A 16,527-nucleotide genomic window follows, 5' to 3' on the forward strand; every position below is an offset into this window, starting at 1 on the left:
GAACCCGGTTGCGCTGTTTTCCGGTGCCTGCATGTTGCGGCGCGTGCCCGATGAGGGACGCGCCGTTTTTTCATGCGCAGCAGGGCCGTCTTCTCAGGGCTTGAAGCAAAGCCGCGCGGTCGCCCGATCCAGCGCAATGCGATGCAGGCTGTCCAGCGACTGCTCCCGAGCCACGCGCCCCACTTCGCGCGCGATTTGCGTCGGACAGTCCGCCTGGCGGCGTGCCGGGGCCGCGTTGCGCAGGGCCTGCAAGATCGACGTCTGCAGCGTGTCCAACCGGGGGCGGATCACCTCTGGCAGGCTCGCCCGTGACACGGTGGGCGGGGCGCCAGCCCTGCGCCAATCATTGAGCAGGGCGTACTGGACTTCCTTGTTCGCCTCGATCTGGTCTGCGAAGACGCTCGCCACGTCCGCCGCCGCCAGCCCGTGGCTGGGCGCCACGGCCGAGACATTGGCGATGACTTTCGCCTCCCTTTCCGGGTCGTAGACTGGCTGGCCGGTGTCCCACTTGGCCAGCGCCACGTGGTCGGCGGTGACGAGACGCTCCGCCAGGTGACGGACCAGCGGTGCGAAGGCGCTTTCCTGCACCCCTGCCTGGGTAGCGCAGCCGGTCATGAGCCACAGGCTGCAGGCGAGTACGGCGGTCTTGAGGGTGTTCTTCATGTTGTGGGCGCCGGTTGCTTGCCTGGAGTCGCTTCATGACGCTGCAAAGAGCGCCAATGATACCGAAGCAAGCGGTGTTGAATTTGCATCAAACCGCAGCGCCTTCGTTCTGGAGTTGGACGCCTTTTTGCGATCTAATACGACGCATCCCGAATGTGTTGCGCAAGGGCGGTTTTCAGTGACAGTCTCGTCACACACAGTGTTGGAGAGGCCGTTGTCCTGATGGGATCACGACCCGCCAACCCCACAACGCACCATGCATGTCGCCCGCACCCGCACAAGACTGACCGCCTGGCTCGGCCTGGTGGCGATGGTGCTTTTGCTGGTTGCGCCGATGATCAGCCAGGCGCTTGCGCCGCATGCGTTGCGCACGCCGTTCGAGCAGGCCATGCCGATGTGCGAGGCGCAGCCTGCCGCCGGCACGCAGTTGCCGGCCGATCATCACGCGGCGTGCGCCTATTGCGATCTCCTGGCGCAGCACGTGCTGGCGCCGACCATCGTCCCACCACTGGCGGTATTCGCCCCCGTTTATGTGAGCGCATGGACGGCGGCACCTGGGCGCTTGGCCGCAAGCAAAGCGCGCCATGCGGCCCGGCCGCGAGATTCCCCCTTCCTCACCTGACCACGCCTGTCCGGGCAGTGAGTGCACGCCGCATTCGCGCCGGCATCGGCTTGTGCCGAGTTCAATGACATATTGCTGCGCGCCCAAGGCTCGGCCCAGGCGCGCGAGCGCATCAGAGTGAGGAATCCCGTGACAACGCCATCCAATACGATCCGGCGCGCCGTGCTGCTTGTCTGCGCCGCCGGCACGCTTACGCCCGCCCTGGCGCAGGCTTGCGCCACTTGCGGCTGTTCGCTCAGCACCGACGCCGCGATGGGCTATTCCGCCAGCCCGGGCTGGCGCATCAGCCTGGATTACACCTACCTGCCGCAGAACCAGTTGCGCAGCGGCACCGCCTCGGTTACGCCGGCCCAGGCGGCCGCCATCAACGACGCGGGCGGCAACCAGGAGGTCGAGCGCCAGACCATCAACCGGTACATCAACCTCGGCTTCTACTACAGCCCCAACAGCAGTTGGAACTTCAGCGCGATCGTGCCTTACGTCGACCGCGGGCACACGACCTATGGTGCTGCCACGTCAGACCAGCTCACGCCGGACAACATCAGCGGTGCAACCGCAAGCGGGCTGGGAGACATCAAGCTGATCGGCAGCTATCAGGGCTTTCTGCCGACGCACAACCTGGGCATACAAGTGGGCGTCAAGCTGCCGACCGGCCGCTACGGCGGGCAGAACGTGCTGACCGGCATCACGGTCGGGCGCAATCCGGTGTTCTTCAACAGCGGCCCGAATGCAGCGGGCGGGCAGGCGCTCGATACCAGCCTGCAGCCCGGTACCGGCAGCACCGACCTGATCCTGGGCGCGTATTACTACCAGCCCGTCAGCCAGGATTTCGATGCCTTCATCAACGGTCAATTCCAGGCGGCCGTGCATCAAAACCTGCGCGATGCCGGCGCGGATTTTCGGCCCGGCAACCTTGCTACCGCGAGCTTCGGCCTGCGTTACGAGGCCAACCCGCATGTCGTGCCGCAATTGCAGTTCAACGTGACACGCAAGAATGCCGACAAGGGCGCGCTGGCCGATACCGCCAACACGGCCGGCACGGTGGTGTATCTGTCGCCGGGCATCACCGTGAGCGTCACGCACAACATGCAGGTCTATGCGTTCTTGCAGAAGGCGCTGTACAGCAATCTGCAGGGCTACCAACTCTTCCCGCGCTGGTCGGGCACCCTCGGAGCCAGCTATGCGTTCTGACTTGGAATTGAGTGCGCTTGCATCGCACACCATGTCGCGCCGCGTGTGGCTGCGCACGGCCGGCACGTTGGCCGTGGGCGCCGGGCTGGCCGGCCGGCATCCGGGCGCGCATGCAGCCAGTCTTGACGTGGGGCGCCCCGCGCCGTCCCTCGTCCTGCAAACCCTGGACGGGCGCAGCATTGCCACCGAAGCCTTGCGCGGCCACGTGGTCATTCTCACGTTCTGGGCGACGTGGTGCGGGCCGTGCCACCAAGAACTGCCGTTGCTGTCGGAGTACGCCGCCAAGCATGCGCACCAGGGGCTGCGCGTGCTTGGCTTCAGCCTCGACGAGCCCGCATCGCTGCCCGCAGTGCGCGAGATGACGGCCGGACTGAGCTTTCCCGTGGGGCTGCTCGGCAGCGCTTATGCGGGCGGCTACGGTCGCATCTGGCGGATTCCGGTCAACTTCACGATCGACCGCAACGGCTTGCTGGCCGATAACGGGTGGGACTCGCGCGAACCCGCCTGGACCGCCGAGCGTCTGGAGCGCGTTGTCACCCCATTGTTGCGCTGAAAGCGGGCGGGGCAGGGGCGACGGCCTGGGCGGCGCCGGCGTTGGATTTGCGCGTGCTGTTCGCTACAAACCCAGGTATCATGCGGGCTACGCGCCGTGTGTGTCTGCAAAGCTAGCGGCGGCGCGGTGAGCTGAGCGCACGACGATGAGTTTCGACCCCGATCTGGAAGGTTTGCCGCTGTTCGCCAAACCCGCATTCGGCTGGGAGGAATCGGTGTCGGCAGCGCCAGCCGAGACGCCCTCCACCAAACCCCGCCGCCTGCGCCAATGGCGCGGCCCGATCACGCATTGGGAACGCGGCTACCGCTCCCACTATTACCGTGACAAGCGTGGCAAGAAGCTCGGTGAAATCCACCTGAGCCCGCGCGGCCAGATGCCGCTCGTCTATCGCTGGCTGGCCGGTACGCTCTCAGGCATCGAAGGATCGCTATCGCACGCGCGCGTGCGGGTGGAAGAGGCGATTGGGTTTGGGATGCGGCAGATGGCCCTGTTCTAGGCGCCGAGGCTGCTCAGGCAGGCCAGAGCGGGCGCCAGTAGAATGCGCGCCAGCATTCCCGCTCGGGAGTTCTGGTTTGACAGCCATCCCCGATACCCTGCAATGCATCTGCGGCCGTGTGCGATTGCGCATTGCCGGCGCACCCGCCGCCTTTCAACACTCCACACGCCAGCTCAAGCGCCACTTCTGTCGCCATTGCGGCGAGACGCTGTTCGGCAACAACCGCCTCGACATGACGGTGATCCCCAACAGCCTGTTTGCACGCGCCGCGCATAACACGCTGCCCGACGCATTGGCGCCGACCATGCATCCGTTCTACCGGCGCCGCGTGGTGGATGGGTGGGACGGGCCATCCTACGAGCAGGTATAGCCCGATGTTCGGTGCCACCGCGTGCGTATGAACGGTGATATGGCCATCGCGCGATCGGTCGGTCAGCGCTACGGGGTCGTGGTGGTGCTGATTTCCCGAGCACAAGTGCACTCAGTTCGAATTGATGCGCGTGCTCGCCCCGCTTGAGTACGGCAAGCAGACAAGTTTGCGCCGGTCCCTGCCCCACCACACGGTGATGCCCGCGGAGTGCCCCCTCACGTAGAATCCTCCGCCACAAAAGACCCTGCGGGAGGGTGCCCATGCTGGATCCAGGCGTCGCCATTGCCACATCGGCGCTGACGAGCTTCGTGCTTCTGGTGCTGCTGGGCTCCCTGCTGCGCGCGGGCAAGCCCGGCATGATCGAGTGGTTTGGCGCCAATCTGGCAGTGGTTCTGGCGTTGCCGATGCTTCTGCTGCGCGGGAAGATTCCTGACGGCTTGTCTGTTGTCGCGGCCAATATCTTGCTTGCGCTGGGCGGCGCCGCGTACTACGCGGGCTGCGCGCGCTTTCTGGGGCGGCGCCCGCACTGGCCCATCTTGCTGGCGGGCGTGGCGGCGGTCGGGGTTGCCGTCATCTACTGGCGCTACGTCGTTGACAGCATCCCCATGCGGGTGTTTTCAACCACGCTGTTCTCGGCTGCATTCTGCACGGCATTGGCCGGGATGCTGGTGCGGTATCCACCGGCTGGGCGGCCGACGTATCCGTATCGGGTGACAGCCGCGATTGCCTTGACCTTCGGTGCCTGTCAGCTTGCGCGCGGCATCTACTTCCTGACACTGGATACGGCTTCCAGCCCGACCATGTTTGCCACGGCCGGCAGCGTGTTGCTGCTGGTCGTGGCGGCGGCGCTCATGCCGATCCTGTCGATGTCGGCCATGCTGATGGTGCACGGCGAATTGCTGGCCGACGCGCGTGATGCCGCCGACCACGATTTCCTGACCGGCGCGTTTTCGCGCCAGGGCTTCGAAGCGCTGGCGTGCCGCTACGTCGATCGGCTGCAGATGCAGGCCCGGCCGCTGTCACTGCTGATTCTGGATCTGGACCATTTCAAACGCATCAATGACACGCTGGGTCATGCCGCCGGCGATGCCGTGCTGCGCGCGTTCGTGCAGATGGCCCAGGCGCAGTTGCGGCCCACCGATGTGTTGGGGCGTATCGGCGGCGAGGAATTTGCGCTGCTGCTGCCCGAGACCACGCTCGACAAGGCCATGCTTCTGGCGGAGCGGTTGCGCAAGGCGGCCTACACGCAAATCGTGCCGATTGGCGCACAGGTGTGCCGCTATAGCGTCAGCGGCGGTGTGGCTGCCTGGCAGGCCGGCGAGCTGTTCGACCGGCTGAGCCTACGCGCAGACCGTGCGCTCTACGACGCCAAGCACAAGGGGCGTAATCGGATTTGTGCGGCCCACGCTACCGGTGTGGCCGCTGTTGCGTAGGGTTGCCCGGGGTTTCAGGTTTCCTCCGCCTATGCTGTAGGTGTGCTTCGCATACCGTACAGAAGGAGGCGTCATGTCCATCCACCATGGATTTGTCGGCACGGTCGGCAACACACCGCTGATCCGCCTGGACAAACTGAGTGACGAGACCGGCTGCGAGATCCTTGGCAAGGCTGAGTTCCTGAACCCCGGTGGCTCGGTCAAGGACCGCGCCGCGCGCTACATCATCGAAGACGCTGAACGGCGCGGTACGCTCAAGCCGGGCGGCACCGTGGTCGAAGGCACGGCCGGCAACACTGGCATCGGCTTGGCGCACATTTGCGCGGCGCGCGGTTACCGCTGCGTGATCGTCATCCCCGAAACGCAATCGCCCGAGAAGATGGACCTGCTGCGCGTGCTGGGCGCGGAGGTGCGCCCCGTGCCAGCGGTGCCCTACAAAGACCCGAACAACTACCAGAAGATTGCCGGGCGCCTTGCGCAGGAACTCGACAATGCCATCTGGGCCAACCAGTTCGATAACCTCGTCAACCGCCAGGCGCATTACGAGACCACCGGCCCGGAAATCTGGCGCGACACGGCGGGCAAGGTGGACGCCTTCGTCTGCGCGACCGGCACCGGCGGCACGCTGGCCGGCGTGGCGCGTTACCTGAAGGAGCAAAGCCCTGCTGTGAAGACGGTGCTGGCCGATCCGCACGGCAGCGGCCTCTACAGCTTCGTGAAGACGGGCACCATCCAGGCCGAGGGAAGCTCCATCACCGAGGGCATCGGGTCCACCCGCGTGACGGCCAACCTGGAGGGCACGCCCATCGACGACGCCATCCGCATCGACGACCAGACCTGCGTGACGATGGTCTACCACCTGCTGCGCAAGGAGGGGCTGTTCGTCGGCGGCTCGACCGGCATCAACGTGGGCGCTGCCGTGCAGCTTGCGCGCGAGATGGGCCCGGGACACACCATCGTCACGCTGCTGTGCGATCGCGGCACGCTGTACTTTGCGCGGCTGTTCAATGCGGCGTGGCTGGCGCAGAAGGGATTGCGGGACGGATGAACGCCGCACAAGGCTTTTGCAATGCGCGGCGCGTAGCATCCCGTTCCCAAAACCAACAAGAACGCACGCCATGTCCAAGACCCAGTATTACGCTGCAGCCAGCCTCGACGGGTTCATCGCCACGCCAGATCGTTCACTCGACTGGCTAATGCAGTTCGGCTCGCTGGAGGGTACGAGCTACGACGGATTCATCCGCGAGGTGGGCGCGCTGGCGATGGGCGCGTCCACGTATGAATGGCTGCTGCGCGAACTGGTTCGCCCGGGCTCTGCGCAGGCTCAGCCCTGGCCCTACACGCAGCCAGCATGGATCTTTACGTCGCGCACGTTACCGGTGGTCGAAGGTGCAGATGTGCGCTTCGTGCAAGGCGATGTCGAGCCGGTCCATCGGGAGATGCGAGCGGCGGCGGATGGCCGCAACGTCTGGATCGTCGGCGGTGGCGAGCTGGCCGGGCAGTTCCTTGATCACGGGTTGCTCGATGAACTGATCGTGCAGGTGATGCCGGTGACGCTGGGCACCGGGCTGCCGCTGCTGCCACGCCGGATTGTGCAGCCGCCGCTGAAGCTGGTCTCGGCGCTGCCGTACAAGAACACCTTCGTGGAGATGCGCTACGAGGTGGTGCGCGGGTAGCGTTCACGACCCCAGGTCATACGGCCGCGTCATGATCTCCAGGAAGTGCCCGTCGGGGTCATCGAAGTACAGGCCGCGGCCACCGTTGTACTCATACATCTGCCCAGGGTGCTTCCTGGCGGGGTCGGACCAATAGGGAATCTCCTTGACCTGGATGCGCTGCAGGGCACGCTCGAATGCCGCCTCGCTGATGAGGAAGGCGTAGTGCTGTTTGGCGATCGGCCCGTCGCTGTCGAAGAAGTCGAGTGAGACGTTGTTGGACAGCGGCACGACCAGCATCTGCCCGAATGGGATCGGTTCGGGCAGGTCAAGGATTTCGCGCAGGAAGCTGGTGGACCTCTGCTTGTCGCGGCACCAGACGATGGTGTGGTTCAGTTCGATGCGCATGCCGTGCCTCCGGGGGTGAGGTGACAGCGGCACATGCATGCCCGCCGCTACCCTTCTCGATACACGATAGGCCACGTGCTTCCGCATGCAAGAAAACCATGCCACCGCCCGGGGCGAGGCCGGCGGGTGGGCAGCGGCCTCCGCTATGCTGAGGAACGATCACCTCTCTTTCTGCCTTGGCCGGGAGCCCGCATGCCCATCGAACTCGACCGCGACACTCGCGACGAAGCGATTCAATCCCTCCAGCGTTATTTCACCGAGCACATGGAGGAGCGCATCGGCAACATCCAGGCCGGCGCGCTGCTGAACTTCTTCCTCGAAGAGATCGGCCCGGTGGTCTACAACCTTGCGGTGCATGAGGCACAGGAGCGCCTGCATACGCGCGTGGCCGAACTTGATTACGAATGCCACGAAGAGCCGTTCACGTATTGGTCGAAGGTCGGCAAGCGGCGGTAGTCCTCGCTGGTGGTTCCCAGTTAACATGCGCGGGTTCAACCGTCTGCAGATCCCATGTCTTCCTTGCGCTGGTTCTTGCAAACCGCCTTCCGCTGGCAACGCGGCCGCCAGGGCACCGGCTACGACAAGATGCTGCTGGCTACCGCGCCGTGGCCCATTCCGTTCGACAGCTACCTGATCCGCTATCCGGAGGGCTCGGAGATTCCGCCGCATACGGACCCCGTCTCCGATGGACGGCACTACCGGCTCAACGTCGTGCTGAAGGCCCCGCGTGCGGGCGGTGAGTTCGTCTGTGCCAACCCGATCTTCCAGACCCGGCGTATCAAGCTGTTCCGTCCCGATGCGTGCGAACACAGCGTGACGCGCGTGGTGGGCGGCAGCCGGTATGTGTTTTCGCTGGGCTGGGTGCTAGCGCGGCGCAGCCGAGGCGGAGCAAATTCGTGACGGCCCCGTTTGCGACCACCCCCTGGTTCCAGAGTCTGCCGCCGCGCGTGGCCGAGGCCTTGCTGGAAGCTGCCGTGCCCAGCGGCGTGCTCAAGCTGTCGATCTTCAATGCCGAGGGCGACGAGGCGATTCTCACGCTGGTCGAGCCCGGCAACTGGTTCGGTGGGCTGTCGACGCTTGATCTGCAGCCGGCGGCCACTGAGCGATCGCGCTGGAAGCGGCCGAAGTGCTGGGCGTGAGCGTTGCACGCTTCGACGATCTGATGTGTCGCAATCCGCTGAAGGCCGCGCCACCATCTCCACCTCGCAGGACGCGCTGGTCATGATGCTGGGCATCAGCCGACAGACGCTCAGCAAGGAACTGCAGGCACTCGTGAAGCTGGGCGCGATCCGCTTGCGCTACGGGCATATCGAAATCCACGACGTGCCGCTGCTGTTGAGCGTGAGCTGACGCGTGGCGTGGTCAGGCTGCCGCGCGCAGCGCCGCGAGCAGATCGTCGCCCGGCCAGCTCGGGCGCTGGGCCGCCGTCTCTGCTGCATGCACCAGCGTGCACAGTTGTGCATTGACGGGGGCGCGCTGCCCGAGCCGAACGGCCAGGCGCACGATCTCACCGTTGATCCAATCGACTTCAGTGGAGCGGCCAGCGGCGAGGTCGTCGGACATGGATGAACGCGCGAGCGGATCCATGGCGAGCATCTTGCCGCCCAGCCGTGCGAACACCGCGTCGGGCGCGGTGAGCAGGCGCGGAATCCACGCAGGCGGCACGGGCGTGAGCTTGGCCGGCCGGATGCCCGCGTGCGCCAGCAGCCGCAGTGCTTCGGTTTGCGCCAGCGCCAGGCAGCGTCGGTAGGCCCGCTGCGACAGTTCTTCCTTGAGCGGCCGGTTGGCCAGCGCGTTGATGGCGTTGTTCAGGTTGAGTAGCAGCTTGGCCCACTGCACTGACACCATGTCAGCGCGCTCGACAAGTGGCAGCCCCGCGTGGCGGAAGTCGTCGAGAAACGGCCGCAGTGCCGGCGACGCGGCCACCTCCAGTTCGCCCGCCGTGCCTTGATGGAAGGCGCCCGGCCCCGGCTGCATCACGTTGAACGGCACCATGCCCGCCAGCACGGTTTGCTGCGGCAGGGCGGCGCGCAGGACTTCCGCGTTGGACAGGCCGTTCTGGAAGCTGATGACCACCGCGCCAGGGCGCAGCGCGGGCTTGAGTTCCGCCGCCACCGACGGTGTGGCGGCGGATTTGACCGTCACCAGCACCAGATCGGCCGTGGCCGCAGCGTCCGGCTCGGTGACGTACCGCACATCCGCCGCAGCAACGTGCCACTGGCCGCTGCGGTAATCCGTCAACGTCAGGCCATGCGTGCTCAGTTCGCTGCCGATGCGCGCGCGGCCAACCAGCGTCACATCGGCGCCGGCCGCCAGCAGGCGACCGCCCAGATAGCAGCCGATCGAGCCGGCCCCAACGATGCAGATCTTTGCCATGCGGCTCCTTGTCATGAAGGCCCATCAGGCCAGGCGCGGCACCTCGTACACCAGTGCCGGCTGGAGTGTATCGATGGCGTCCACGGGTTCGGGCGGGCGCCACATGAAGAGCGAGAAGGTCATCTTCTCGGGCGTCACATCGATGATGGTAAAGCCGTTTTTCTCCGCTGGGCGCAGCGCTTCCTGCAAGGCGACGGACAACGCGGGCGTGGTTTCGACGCGGCGGAACGCCGAGGGGAAAGCGAGGTCGCCGCTGCCCAGCGTTCCGGTCATGATGGCATGCACGGGCTGAGCCAGGGCCAGCTCCGCAGAGCGCGACATCGACCCGGCGGCCGAGGCGTGAGAGTCGCCCTGCACGATGACGGCGGCGCGCTGCTTTTGTTGTGCCAGCGCGGCCACCAGGCGCTGGTGCTGCGTATGCCAGCCGCTTTGGCAGCCGGGCTTGGGGCGATTGGCCGTGTCGATCAGGCGCCCCGTCTTCTCGTCGAGCAGGTCCGGATACCAGTCGCCCAGCTTGCCAGACGAGTACGCAAACGGCAGCGCAGCACGTGACGGTCAGCGTGGGCGTGGCCACGTTTGATCGGCAAGCCGGTGCACATGTGTCGTGGCTGACCGAGACCGCAGATCGCGCGCTTTACGCCGCCAAGGTGGCCGGACGCAATCGCATGGTCGCCATGTTGTTGACTGGCCGCGCGCCGCATGCCGGGCCGGCGGCGCCGGTACCGTCTGTGCAAGGCGCCTGAGCGCCGCAGTCTGATTGACGGCGGGTTGACCGCAATCGACAACGCCCCGGTTGGCATGGCCACCGGGGCGTTGTCATGTGGCTGGTCCATGTCGTTGTGCCATGGCGAATGCCACATCGACGCACACCTTCTCCAACCCGACACTGCCTGCACGGCATCGGCTGCCGTGATTCTACGTTCAAGCGGTGTACTTACTGGAGAAGGGTCATGATTGTTCAGTTCATTGAAGGCTTCTTTCGCGCCAATGCCGCGCGCATGGCCGCAGCGACGGCCTCGGGCGCGCTGTGGGAAATCTGGTTGCAGGTTGAGTTTGCATTGGCGATGCAGCAGAACAACATCAGCTTTGCGCGTGAGGTACCGTACGGCGACGGCACCAAGCGCACAGTGGACTTCATCGTCCGTCCGCCTCAACAGGAACCGTTCTACGCGATCGAGTTCAAGATCGAGAGCCCGACCAACGCCGGCAAGGCCATCGCCGCGCGTTTGCTGACCGATGTGGAGAAGCTGAAGAACTATGCGCACGGCCCGCTGGCCGGCAAGTTTGCGATTGCCGTGGCGTACAGCGCGGAAGGGCACAAGGCCCTGACGGAAGCGGCCGCCGCAAACAAGGGACAGTACGCGCAGATTTCGCCGGCAATCGGCGTGGCGCTGGTGCCAGTCTGAGCACGGTGTTGGCACCTCGGCGCATTGGCCGCCGAGGTGCGAGATGTCATGGCGCGGTGGTCGCCTGAGCCGTCAGTAGCCCCACACCTGCATTTCGTCCAGCGAGTAGCCCCACTGCGTGGCGCGCTGCGTACCGTACATGCGCACGTAGCGGCCGCTGCCAGAAAGGTTCGAAAGCACTGCGTGGCCGTACGCCATGCCGTTGGATGTCGAATAGATGTTGGTCCAGTTCACACCATCCTTCGACGTCTGGATCGAGTAGACCTTGGCGCCGGCATCCCAGTACAGGTCGATGCCGTTGATGGTGCGGGTGGTGCCCAGGTCCACCATCAGCCACTGCGTGCCGGCGGCGCTGCCTTCGATTGAATCCCAGCGCGTGGTGGTGTTGCCGTCAAACGCGTTGGCGGGGCCGAGGCTGCTGTTGTAGCTGGACGACGCATAGGCCGGCTTGCCCTGCGAGAGCAGCACCGTCTGCTGTGCGGCGACCGTTGCCGTGGCGCCCCCCGCGTAGTAGTTCGAGCCGAGCTTGGCCTTGGTTGTGTCCGAGTTCACGCCAAACTGCGAGAGGCTCCAGCGTTGACCCGTGCTCGCGTCACCCAGGTAGAGCTGATAGCCGCCGGCCGTGGTGGACGAGAAGAACACATAGTTCGTGCCATTTACGGGGGAGGGGTCAGAGTTGTTGCTGTTGCAGTCGTTGAGCGAGAGCTGGTTGGGCGTATCGCCCGGGTTGATCTTGATGTAGATCTGGTCAGCCTGGCTGGTGGCGTCATGCCAGCGGGCGTAGAAGACGGTGCCGTCTGCGCGTACGATCGGGTAGTACGTCGCCAGGCCCGCCGGCGTGTCGAATGCCACCTTGCTCGTGCTGCCGATGGTCTGCTTGTACAGACCCATGTTGGCGCCCGTGCCGGTGGCGTAGTACACCGCGGTGCTGTCGGGTGTCGGGAAGGGCATCGAGTCTTCAAGGGTCGGTGCCGTGCGCGTCAGGTTGACGGTGGACGTGAACACCGGGCCAGAACTCGTGTACGACAGTGCAGCCTGCATGACGTCGCCGTTCTGCTTGAAGAACAACGATTTGCCGTCGGCGCTGAACTTCGGGTCTTCATTGCGCGTCTGGCCGGTGCTGTTGGTCAGGTTGATCGGCAGGTTGTTCGTGCCGACCTGCCAGAAGAACACGTTCCACGCATTGTTGGTGATGCCCATGAAGGCCAGCCACTTGCCGTCGGGGCTGAACACCGCGTTCATCGGGTCCTGGATGCCCCAGGCAGGTTGCGACACCTGCTTGAGCGTGCGCGCAGCGAAGTCGTAGATGAAGATCTGGCTGGTGCCGTCGCCGTAGTTCACGTAGCTGTGGTATGCGAGCTTGCCGGTCAGGCTGGCCGGGAAGGTGCTGTTGGATTGCGTGGGCGGGTTAACCACGCAGTTGGCCTGGGTTGCGGCCGAGAACAGGGCAAACGTTGTGCCGACAGCGAGAGACAGAGAGAGCAGTTGGGTGCGCATGAGGGTGCTTCCTAAGCAAGTTGGGTCAATGGCGGATGGCCGCTGCAGTAGGTCAACAGACCTCGTCCTCCGTCACATCGCCGGTGTTCAGGCAAAGCTCCGCCATCTCGGGGCGGGATGCCGCCAGCGAGTGAAAGGAGCGCCACAAACCGGGAGGAGTGACGAGGCGATGAAGACGCGCCAAAAAACCCTGTTGCTTCGTACCGTCGTGCTTGTTGTCGGGGCTTCGACTACATCGAAAAGGCGAGTCGCGGGCGAGACTGTACGGGCTTCGCGCGCAATTCGGTAGCGTGAGAAGCCGGCGCTTTTGCCGCCAAATCGGCTTTCAGTTTTCGACACGGGCGCCCGCCGCCACATGCGCGTGTAAAAGTGACACGCGCGATTGCCGCAACGTCGATTGCGCTGCACGCGGCCGCTTCGGATTGTCATTTTTACCGCGGCGATTTGTCGCTTAGTTGAGGTGCGCGGCTTGCTATGGATTGCGCCTTCGTGTCGTCACCCGCGCACGCATTGCGCACGGAGTTGCGACAATGCGCGGAACGTCACGCCACACCGCTGGAGCAGCGAGAGCCGACATGCATATCACCGACATCCGCGAGCAGGCCATCCCGGTTTCCCGCTATGACGATCCGTTCATCCCGTCAGGCGGACTGACGACAAGCCTTGTGGCCGTCACGACCGATGTGCTGCGCGACGGCAAGCCAGTGGTTGGTTACGGCTACGCGTCGGTCGGCCGCTTTGCGCAGGGTGGGCTGATTCGCGAGCGCTTTGCACCGCGCCTGCTGGCAGCGGCGCCCGGCAGCCTGGCCGATGATGCGGGCATCAACCTCGACCCCTTCCGTGCATGGCACACGATGATGGCCGGCGAGAAACCAGGCGGCCACGGCGAGCGCTGCATCGCTGTCGGTACATTGGACATGGCGGTCTGGGATGCCGCCGCAAAGATCGCCGGCCTGCCGCTGCACGCCTTCATGGCGCAGCGATTGGGAACGACCGTGCAGCCACGCGTGCGCGTCTACGCGGGCGGCGGTTATCGCTATCCGCATGACGATCTCGCGCGCTTGTCCGATGAGATGTGCCGCTGTGCAGACCTCGGTTTCACGCACGCCAAGATCAAGATCGGCGGCGCGGGGCTGGATGCGGATTGCCGGCGCATCGAGGCGGCCGCCGCACGGTTGTCCGACACCGCGCACCTCGCCGTCGATGCCATGAATCTGTACGACGCGAGCACTGCGTTGCAGGCGGCGTCGGTGCTGGCGCCTTGGGGGCTCTGGTGGTTCGAAGACCTGTGCGATCCGCTGGACTTCGCCACGCATGTGCGCGTGGCCGAGGTGTATGCGCCGCCGATTGCCGCGGGCGAGGCGCTCTTCTCACAGGCCGAGGCGCGCCTGCTCGACCAGTACGGCGGCCTGCGCCGGCAACGCGACGTGCTGGTGTTCGATCCAGTGCATTGCTACGGCATACCGGGCTACCTGCGCATTATCGAAACCATGACCGCCAACGGCTGGCCGCGCCACGCGTTCTGGCCGCATGGCGGGCACCTCTTTGCGCTGCATGTGACAGCGGCGCTCGGGCTGGGCGGTGCAGAGGTCAGCCCGTTTGCTTTCGCACCATTTCGCGGCCTGGCCGATGGCGCGCGCGCCGATGCCGGCTATGCGGCGTTGCCCCACGCGCCGGGCATCGGCTTCGAGACGCATGCGGAGGCGTGGCGCGTGTTCCGGCAGGCTCTTGGGTGAGCGGGCCTCAGACGGACGGTGAGGTGATGGCACGCAGGTCAAGCCCGCGCCGAAACCATTGCAGATGATGCTCGGCGGATGCCATCGCATCTTGAGCACCCGGCTGCGAGCTCGCCATGTGCAAGGCCAGTCGGTCGCGCAGTGTTGGATTGTCGAGGATGGCGATGCACTGCGCGTAGGCCTCGGCGCCGGCTACGGCAGCTACGTCCTTGCCCAACAGTGCCATGCCGGCCAGATCGAGGTTGTAGTCCGCCGCTTCGAGTAGATTGATCTCGGCTTCATAGAGCCGATGCAGATTGCCGGCGTGTGCGTAGTGACGCAGGAGGAACTGCAGGTCTTCGGCATCCTTGGCGTGCTCCAGGCCGCGCGCCCTCCAGGCGATCAGCTTGAGGACGGCAAGGCCAGCCAACGAGGCCACGCGCACCCGCAGGTTGGGCGAAACCTCGACCTCCACGGCAGCCTGCCAGGCATCGGCATAGCCCGCGACGTTCAGCATCACAGCCATGTCGGGCGGCCACTTGATCGTGGCGGGAGGCCCTTCTACGCCGCCAAATGGGATCAGGTCGATCGGCGTGGCAAAGCCGTTGCCCGTTGCTCGGTAGTACAACCGGTGTCCGCCGTCGGAGCTTGCGCTGAAGCCCTCGGTGGCTAGCAGGCGCTGCCGGACAGTTTCGAATTGCGCCCAGTCCTGCAGGGCGATGGCGAAATCCACATCGAGCGTCGCTCGCCCGGTCGAGATGCCGAACACATGCGAGAGCAGGATATCGCGCGCGGTGGCGCCGATGACGAAGAGCGGCCATTGCTGCGGAGCGGCGACGTTGTGGACGGCCCCGAGCGCGGCCAGTACGGTGGGGTCCAGCGGGCGGTCAGCGCGGATCGAATGCACGGGCGATGTCCTCCTTGCGGATGAGGCTGGCGGCCTCCAGGTTGCGCGGGTTCATGCTGGCGATGAGGTCCGCATAGACGAGGATGGGCGGGGCGATGGCGCTCTCTGCAGGTGTGTCGGGGGGGAGTTGCCAGAACCGCTCCAGCAGCTCGATGGGGCCGTTTGCTTGCGCCTGGAGTTGATGGGTGCTGGCCAGTTCGCGCAACGTGTCGCGCATGGCGTCCGGTTCGACATAGAGGGTCTGCGTGGCGGGCTTGAGGTAGCCGGTCATGCGTGCAGCGGCCACTTCTCCGCCCCAGCTTGCATGCAACCCATCCAGGCGGGCGTGTTCCCACCATGCCGGGTCGCGCGCCCGGAACCGGCGTGCGTGCAGCTTGGGGCGGAGCACGGTCGGGTAGCTGGCGACCCACTCGTCGAGCACGCGTTCCGGCGCGGCCCAGCGCCGCCCTTTGGGCGATTCGATCAGCAGGCCGCGCGCGGCCAGGTCGGCAAATACGGCCCCGACCGAGCCGAGCGCGATGCCTGCGGCTTGTGCAATATCCCGATAGGACGCCTGCAGCAGTGCGGGTGCCGAAAGCAGTGCGAACGTCATGCGCAGTGCGGTGGCATTGCCGGCGCTGCGTTGGACGGTGCGCGGTTGGAGGCCGCTTGGCTTGCGCCCGTTCACAAAGACATACAGACCGTCAGCGCACAGATAGGCATTGCCTGCGGTATCGATGAACTGCAGTCCGAGCTGCCGGCTGTGCTCGGCCAGTTGTGGGCTGAGATGCTGCGTGACCAGCAAGCCGGCTCCGGCTTGCTCGGCCAGTTGCGCATGCACGAGCGCCAGTGTGGCTGCTCGGTCTACCGTGCGTTTGCATTCGACAAGGTAGCGATGCTTCCGGCCGCCGGCGGTCAGGTCGACGATGGCGTCGGCACGCCGCGCTCGCCCGTCGGTGCGCGGCTCGGTTGTCTCGACGCGGCTGGTGATGCCGGTGGTCTCGGCCAGCGCGTTGAGCGCTGCATCGACTACCTCGCGTTCTCGGTGGAGAAGTTCATGTCGTGTAGCCATAAGTGCGCTTGTTCATTCTTCTTGTGTGTTCACGAAGCGTGAACGTGCGGTAATTATGAACGCCATACCAGTGTTGTTCAATGATTTTTGTTGTTCACGTTACGTGAACAACAGGAAATGATGAACATGCGAGCTTCGGGAGTCCGTTGCACCCATCGTGCATCCTTGTTTCGAGATTCCATAC

General features: G+C 65.3%; 22 protein-coding genes. 15 read left to right on the top strand and 7 right to left on the bottom strand.

The genetic code is table 11. The annotated features are described in order from the left end of the window. Positions 1-93: 93 nt before the first annotated feature. Positions 94-663 (bottom strand): chorismate mutase, encoded by a 570-nt coding sequence (locus B4F51_RS20920; protein WP_296228614.1) that lies wholly within the window; start codon positions 661-663, stop codon positions 94-96. A 256-nt stretch (positions 664-919) separates the two neighbouring features. Here B4F51_RS20920 and B4F51_RS20925 point away from each other — a divergent pair, with 256 nt between their 5' ends. The 8 genes from B4F51_RS20925 (at position 920) to B4F51_RS20960 (ending at position 7,004) form a co-directional block, all read left to right on the top strand. Next, positions 920-1,285, top strand: coding sequence for a DUF2946 family protein (locus B4F51_RS20925; protein ID WP_296228615.1), 366 nt, complete (start codon positions 920-922; stop codon positions 1,283-1,285). A gap of 129 nt (positions 1,286-1,414) precedes the next feature. After that, positions 1,415-2,476 (top strand): transporter, encoded by a 1,062-nt coding sequence (locus tag B4F51_RS20930; protein WP_296228616.1) that lies wholly within the window; start codon positions 1,415-1,417, stop codon positions 2,474-2,476. Next, positions 2,466-3,029, top strand: a complete 564-nt coding sequence (locus tag B4F51_RS20935) for a TlpA disulfide reductase family protein (protein ID WP_296228617.1) — start codon at positions 2,466-2,468, stop codon at positions 3,027-3,029. Before B4F51_RS20930 ends, B4F51_RS20935 begins: the two co-directional genes overlap by 11 nt. A gap of 145 nt (positions 3,030-3,174) precedes the next feature. Beyond that, positions 3,175-3,525 carry a hypothetical protein gene (locus B4F51_RS20940; RefSeq protein ID WP_296228618.1) on the top strand — a complete coding sequence of 117 codons (351 nt, stop codon included), beginning with the start codon at positions 3,175-3,177 and terminating at the stop codon, positions 3,523-3,525. 76 nt (positions 3,526-3,601) lie between these two features. Next, positions 3,602-3,895 carry a GFA family protein gene (locus B4F51_RS20945; RefSeq protein ID WP_296228619.1) on the top strand — a complete coding sequence of 98 codons (294 nt, stop codon included), beginning with the start codon at positions 3,602-3,604 and terminating at the stop codon, positions 3,893-3,895. Positions 3,896-4,155: 260 nt separating this feature from the next. Continuing rightward, the gene (locus tag B4F51_RS20950; protein WP_296228620.1) at positions 4,156-5,328 is read left to right on the top strand and encodes a GGDEF domain-containing protein; all 1,173 of its coding nucleotides are present in this window, start codon (positions 4,156-4,158) and stop codon (positions 5,326-5,328) included. A 73-nt stretch (positions 5,329-5,401) separates the two neighbouring features. After that, positions 5,402-6,376: a cysteine synthase A gene (locus tag B4F51_RS20955; protein WP_296228621.1), complete on the top strand. Its 975-nt coding sequence runs from the start codon at positions 5,402-5,404 to the stop codon at positions 6,374-6,376. Between the two features lie 70 nt (positions 6,377-6,446). Next, positions 6,447-7,004, top strand: a complete 558-nt coding sequence (locus tag B4F51_RS20960; RefSeq protein WP_296228622.1) for a dihydrofolate reductase family protein — start codon at positions 6,447-6,449, stop codon at positions 7,002-7,004. A gap of 3 nt (positions 7,005-7,007) precedes the next feature. Here B4F51_RS20960 and B4F51_RS20965 read toward each other — a convergent pair whose 3' ends face one another. Continuing rightward, on the bottom strand, positions 7,008-7,391 hold the full coding sequence (locus B4F51_RS20965; RefSeq protein WP_296228623.1) for a VOC family protein: 384 nt from the start codon (positions 7,389-7,391) through the stop codon (positions 7,008-7,010). 192 nt (positions 7,392-7,583) lie between these two features. Here B4F51_RS20965 and B4F51_RS20970 point away from each other — a divergent pair, with 192 nt between their 5' ends. The 4 genes from B4F51_RS20970 to B4F51_RS20985 are packed head-to-tail and all read left to right on the top strand — an operon-like array spanning position 7,584 to position 8,741. Then, positions 7,584-7,847 carry a DUF2164 domain-containing protein gene (locus B4F51_RS20970; protein WP_296228624.1) on the top strand — a complete coding sequence of 88 codons (264 nt, stop codon included), beginning with the start codon at positions 7,584-7,586 and terminating at the stop codon, positions 7,845-7,847. Between the two features lie 54 nt (positions 7,848-7,901). Further along, positions 7,902-8,291 carry a 2OG-Fe(II) oxygenase gene (locus tag B4F51_RS20975; protein ID WP_296228625.1) on the top strand — a complete coding sequence of 130 codons (390 nt, stop codon included), beginning with the start codon at positions 7,902-7,904 and terminating at the stop codon, positions 8,289-8,291. Then, positions 8,288-8,530 (top strand): hypothetical protein, encoded by a 243-nt coding sequence (locus tag B4F51_RS20980; RefSeq protein WP_296228626.1) that lies wholly within the window; start codon positions 8,288-8,290, stop codon positions 8,528-8,530. The genes B4F51_RS20975 and B4F51_RS20980 overlap by 4 nt, the downstream gene beginning before the upstream one ends. 25 nt (positions 8,531-8,555) lie before the next feature. After that, on the top strand, positions 8,556-8,741 hold the full coding sequence (locus tag B4F51_RS20985) for a helix-turn-helix domain-containing protein (protein ID WP_296228627.1): 186 nt from the start codon (positions 8,556-8,558) through the stop codon (positions 8,739-8,741). Between the two features lie 12 nt (positions 8,742-8,753). Here B4F51_RS20985 and B4F51_RS20990 read toward each other — a convergent pair whose 3' ends face one another. Both B4F51_RS20990 and B4F51_RS20995 read right to left on the bottom strand, forming a co-directional pair. Further along, a complete protein-coding gene (locus B4F51_RS20990; RefSeq protein ID WP_296228628.1) occupies positions 8,754-9,767 on the bottom strand; it encodes a 2-dehydropantoate 2-reductase in 1,014 nt (337 codons plus the stop codon). A 24-nt stretch (positions 9,768-9,791) separates the two neighbouring features. Beyond that, on the bottom strand, positions 9,792-10,166 hold the full coding sequence (locus B4F51_RS20995; RefSeq protein WP_296228629.1) for a hypothetical protein: 375 nt from the start codon (positions 10,164-10,166) through the stop codon (positions 9,792-9,794). 149 nt (positions 10,167-10,315) lie between these two features. Between B4F51_RS20995 and B4F51_RS21000 the strand changes: the two genes are divergently transcribed. Then, entirely contained in the window at positions 10,316-10,510 is a 195-nt protein-coding gene (locus tag B4F51_RS21000; RefSeq protein ID WP_296228630.1) for a GGDEF domain-containing protein, read from the top strand. Between the two features lie 207 nt (positions 10,511-10,717). Further along, complete coding sequence (locus tag B4F51_RS21005; RefSeq protein WP_296228631.1) at positions 10,718-11,173, top strand: hypothetical protein; 456 nt, start codon at positions 10,718-10,720, stop codon at positions 11,171-11,173. A gap of 72 nt (positions 11,174-11,245) precedes the next feature. Here B4F51_RS21005 and B4F51_RS21010 read toward each other — a convergent pair whose 3' ends face one another. After that, a complete protein-coding gene (locus B4F51_RS21010) occupies positions 11,246-12,670 on the bottom strand; it encodes a discoidin domain-containing protein (protein WP_296228632.1) in 1,425 nt (474 codons plus the stop codon). 575 nt (positions 12,671-13,245) lie between these two features. Between B4F51_RS21010 and B4F51_RS21015 the strand changes: the two genes are divergently transcribed. Then, entirely contained in the window at positions 13,246-14,406 is a 1,161-nt protein-coding gene (locus B4F51_RS21015; protein ID WP_296228633.1) for an enolase C-terminal domain-like protein, read from the top strand. 7 nt (positions 14,407-14,413) lie between these two features. Here the strand turns inward: B4F51_RS21015 and B4F51_RS21020 are convergent, their stop codons facing one another. After that, complete coding sequence (locus tag B4F51_RS21020) at positions 14,414-15,292, bottom strand: nucleotidyl transferase AbiEii/AbiGii toxin family protein (RefSeq protein ID WP_296228634.1); 879 nt, start codon at positions 15,290-15,292, stop codon at positions 14,414-14,416. Further along, positions 15,273-16,343 (bottom strand): type IV toxin-antitoxin system AbiEi family antitoxin, encoded by a 1,071-nt coding sequence (locus tag B4F51_RS21025; protein WP_296228635.1) that lies wholly within the window; start codon positions 16,341-16,343, stop codon positions 15,273-15,275. Before B4F51_RS21025 ends, B4F51_RS21020 begins: the two co-directional genes overlap by 20 nt. Between the last annotated feature and the right edge of the window lie 184 nt (positions 16,344-16,527).

Source organism: Ralstonia sp. UBA689, assembly GCF_002298975.1.
GTDB lineage: Bacteria > Pseudomonadota > Gammaproteobacteria > Burkholderiales > Burkholderiaceae > Ralstonia.